The 4,351-nt window shown below is 70.3% G+C and carries 2 protein-coding genes; both read left to right on the plus strand.

All coding sequences use genetic code 11. The annotated features are described in order from the left end of the window. Positions 1–980: extracellular catalytic domain type 1 short-chain-length polyhydroxyalkanoate depolymerase (locus QSG27_RS27850; protein WP_407653282.1), on the plus strand; the 980-nt coding region annotated here is incomplete at its 5' end. Positions 981–1,780: 800 nt separating this feature from the next. After that, a partial coding sequence (locus QSG27_RS27855) for a DUF4347 domain-containing protein (protein WP_306711974.1) occupies positions 1,781–4,351 on the plus strand: 2,571 nt, incomplete at its 3' end.

A 4,351-nucleotide genomic window follows, 5' to 3' on the forward strand; every position in this document is an offset into this window, starting at 1 on the left:
ACCTGTGCCGCTGCACCGGCTACCGCCCGATCCTCGCCGCCGCCCGCGCCATGCCGGCCGGCGCCGGTCCCGGGATGAACGGCGCCGTCCGTCCCGCCGCCGACCCGCTGCCGGACGGCGCCACGTTCACGACGGCGTCCTACAGCAACGCGGCCGGAACGCGCTCCTACAAGCTCTATGTTCCAACCAACCGCCGCAACGGCCAGCCGCTTCCCCTGGTGGTGATGCTGCATGGCTGCACCCAGTCGCCGGACGATTTCGCCGCCGGCACCCGCATGAACCGGCTGGCGGAGGAGCATGGTTGCCTCGTCGTCTACCCGGGACAACCATCCTCGGCCAACGCCCAGAAGTGCTGGAACTGGTTCAACCCCGCCGACCAGAGGCGTGACGGCGGCGAGCCCTCGCTGATCGCGGGAATCACCCGGCAGGTCATGCGCGACCACCCCGTCGATCCGGACCGCGTCTATATCGCGGGCCTCTCCGCCGGCGGGGCGGCGGCGGCCATCATGGGCGCCGCCTATCCCGACCTCTACGCCGCCGTCGGGGTGCATTCCGGCCTTCCCCAGGGCGCCGCCCGCGACCTTCCCTCCGCCTTCGCCGCCATGCGCCAGGGCGGGGGACCGGTGGAACCGCGGTCCGGCGCCCCCGTGCCGACGATCGTCTTTCACGGCGACCGGGACACCACGGTTCACCCATGCAACGGCGACGATGTCGTCGCGCAATCCAAGGCGGGAACGGCGGGACCGCAAGCCACGGTGGAGCACGGCCAGGTGCCGGGCGGGCATGGCTACAGCCGCCGGCTCCACACCGATGCCTCCGGCCATGTGCTGTGCGAGCAGTGGACGATCCGAGGGGCCGGGCATGCCTGGGCGGGAGGCAGTCCGGCCGGTTCCTACACCGACCCGCGCGGGCCGGACGCCTCACGGGAGATGCTGCGCTTCTTCCTCGACAACCCGCGGCGGCGGCCATCCGTGCCGTAACCGCCGCCGGAAGGGGGCATCATCGGCATCCCGTGTTTTCACCGGCATGCACCGCGGTTGACGGCCACACGGGGAGGCATCAGCGCTTTCTCCGGGATGGAATGATCGCGTGGTGCGGGGCGGCGCCGGCCATCCCGCGCCACGTGTCCCGGCCCAGCCAGCGGGCCGCCGCGGCGGACAGCTTGCGCAGCACCGCACGCCGCTGACGGGCGCGGCGCCTTCCGGCCGGCCTCCCCGATCAGAAACGCCGCCTCCGCGTTGGCAGCGACAAGCCGGGGAGAGCAGAACGCGGGCCCAGGCGGCGTGAGTCCGGTGCGTCTCGGCCAAGCGCGCGGAATGGCTCGGGCGGAATGGCTCGGATCGTTGCTCCACGAAGCGGTCGCGGCGATGGCCGGCTCGGTACGGCCCGCGCCGAGAGCCTCGCGGCTTGGGCGGAAAGCGCCGATGCCCATGGCGCGAAGGAGGCGGCGGAGCATCCGTGTCACCGTCCTTTGCGTGCCGCCTTGTCGAAATGCGCCGTAGCGCTATCGATTGCGCCCCACCCTTCGCCGCACGGGGCGTGCAGAGCATCCGAAGGATTTAAGATCAAGCGAAATGATAATCCTGAAGAAGCGCCTCGATTGGCATGAATATCAATAGAACAGGCGCTTTTTGCGAGGAGTAGGAGTTATTACTTATTAGGCAGTTGCAGGAGTATGCCCCGTAAATTCATGTCATAGGAAGCCGCACGCTTTGCCGTATACGCGAGCGTGGCGCTCGGGCATCCCAACGATCACAACAAAATTTACGGAGAGTCTCCCTTGAACGAAGTCATCATCGCGGACGCTGGGCTTGAGGATCGCGAGACACTGCTCAGCCACCGCCGTCCCGACGTTCAGGTTACGCTCGTCTCCGCCACCGACGATGGCCACGCCGTGCTGGCCGCCGCTCTCACCACGCGCCCATCCGTCCTGCATGTGGTCGCCCATGGCGAGCCGGGACGGGTCCTGCTGGGCGCCCAGCCGCTGGATGCGCGGTCGCTGCTCGACCGCTCCTGGCCGGACGCGCGCGGCACCGAGATCCACATCCACGCCTGCCACGCCGGTGCGGGCGAGGCGGGCCGTCTCCTCCTCGACCGGCTGGCCGCCGCCACGGGTGCCGCCGTCGCGGCCTCCTCGGGGCCGGTCGGTCCGGCGACGCGGGGCGCCTCCTGGGCGCTCGACATGCGCACCGCGCCCGTGTTCACCCCCTCTCCCTTCGCGGAAGCCGAGGGCTGGTCCCATGTGCTGGCCGTGACCGGCACGCCGACCGACGGCAACGACACGCTGACCAGCGATGACGCCGCCGACAACATCGACGGCGGTGCCGGCAACGACATCCTGATCGGCAACGGCGGCAACGACACGCTGACCGGCGGTCTCGGCCACGACACCATGGACGGTGGCGCCGGCGCGGATGTGTTCGACGGCGGCGACGGTTTCGACGTCGTCACCTACGAGAACGCCACCGTCGGCATGACCATCGACATTGGCAACCCGGCGAACAGCACGGGCGATGCCGCGGGCGACAGCTTCACCGGCATCGAGCGCTGGATCGGTTCCAACTACAACGACACCATGGTGGCCGGGAACGACCCCGTGTGGTTCTGGGGGCACGCGGGCGACGACGTGGAGATCGGCAGCGCCGGCAACGACACGATGGAGAGCGGCGACGGCAACGACACCGTCTATGGCGGGGCCGGCGACGACCAGATCTACAGCCGCGCCGACAACGACGTGCTGTATGGCGAGGATGGCAACGATCTGGTCTATGGCGGCTGGGGCAACGACCTGCTCGACGGCGGCGCCGGCAACGACACCCTGTTCGGCGAAGGCGATGCCGACACCATCAACGGCGGCGACGGCGACGACAGTCTGGACGGCGGCCAGGGCAACGACCTGATGAACGGCGGTGCCGGCAACGACACGCTGACCGGCGGCATCGGCCATGACACCATGGAGGGCGGCGACGGAGCGGACGTGTTCGACGGCGGCGACGGCTTCGACGAGGTGACCTACGCGAACTCGACCGTGGGCGTCGTCCTGGATCTGCGCGACCCGGGGAACAGCACCGGCGACGCCGCGGGCGACAGCTTCACCAACATTGAGCGCTGGATCGGCAGCGAGTTCGACGACCGTCTGGTCGCCAACGACGACGGTGTCTGGTTCTGGGGCCACGGCGGCAACGACGTGGAGATCGGCGGCGCCGGCAACGACACGATGGAGAGCGGCACCGGCAACGACACGATCCGCGGCGGCGGCGGCGACGACCGGGCCTTCGGGCGGGCCGACGACGACATGCTGTACGGCGAGGACGGCAACGACCTGCTGGCCGGCGGCGGCGGCAACGACCTGATCGACGGCGGCACCGGCAACGACACGCTGATCGGCGACTGGGGCGTCGACACGATGATCGGCGGCGATGGCGACGACGTCTTCTACAGCGGCGCGCACGATCCCCTGCCGGAAGCCGACGTCATCCAGGGCGGCGCGGGCAACGACACCTTCATCGTCGCCGCGCAGAGCGACGCCGGCACCGTGTCCTTCGACGGCGGCGACGGCACCGACACGCTGCGCGTCAGCTCCGACAATGTGTCCGATCCGGAGAACAAGGTCACCACGGCGACGCCGCAGATCGACATCTCCGGCATGACGCTGACCAACGTGGAAAATCTCGATCTGGTCGGCGGCGTCCGCCACACGGTGACGATGACCGCCGCCCAGGCCAACGGCTTCGCCAGCATCACCGGCGCCACCGGCGGCGACGTCTTCGTCGTCACCGGAACGGCGATGGCCGGCGCGGTCACCGCCGGCAACGGCAGCCAGCTCGGCGCTGGACAGGTCCAGGCGGAGACGGTGGGCGGCGTCACTTTCCTGCGCATCGGCACCGACGCCACGGCGGGCGCCGACGTCACCCTGCGCTTCGCGGGCGGCTTCACGGCGGACCAGTTCCAGGTCAGCGGCAGCGGGATCACCCTGTCCGGGACTCCTTCGACGCCCCCGACGACGGAGCCCCCCACCACGGAACCGCCCACCACGGAACCGCCCACTACGGAACCGCCGACCACGACGCCCCCGACGACGGAGCCGCCGACGACGGAGCCCCCCACCACGGAACCGCCGACCACGGAACCGCCCACCACGGAACCGCCCACCACGACGCCCCCGACGACGGAACCGCCAACGACGGAGCCCCCCACCGCGGAACCGCCGACCACGACGCCCCCGACGACGGAGCCGCCGACCACCACCCCACCGGTGGACGACCGTCCTTCCACCGCCATGCAGCGCATCGTGGACGGCGTGACCGAGGACGTGAAGGCCTACGCCTACGAGGGGCCGGTCTCCACCCTG

The organism is Azospirillum isscasi, assembly GCF_030849505.1.
GTDB lineage: Bacteria > Pseudomonadota > Alphaproteobacteria > Azospirillales > Azospirillaceae > Azospirillum > Azospirillum isscasi.